This is a genomic window from Vibrio sp. T9 (genome assembly GCF_003123985.1).
GTDB lineage: Bacteria > Pseudomonadota > Gammaproteobacteria > Enterobacterales > Vibrionaceae > Vibrio > Vibrio diabolicus.
Map to the genome: position 1 here is coordinate 1 of NZ_NIGY01000224.1, position 219 is coordinate 219.

Sequence of the window (219 nt, forward strand, 5' to 3'; positions counted from 1 at the left end):
AACACATTCAAGTGTTCTTGGAATTTGAGTCCGGCAAAATCGAATGTCTCTCGCTCATTCAAATAATGAGAGACAACTTTGGTTGTTTAACTTCAATTCGAAACTCCTTCGGGTTGTATGGTTAAGTGACTAAGCGTACACGGTGGATGCCTTGGCAGTCAGAGGCGATGAAGGACGTATTAACTTGCGATAAGCCCAGATTAGGTAGTAAAAACCACT

Annotated in this window: 1 rRNA gene; it reads left to right on the top strand. The window is 42.0% G+C overall.

Annotation, left to right across the window (positions count from 1 at the left end):
• Positions 1–119: 119 nt before the first annotated feature.
• A 23S ribosomal RNA gene (locus CBX98_RS26190) occupies positions 120–219 on the top strand; the annotation flags it as partial.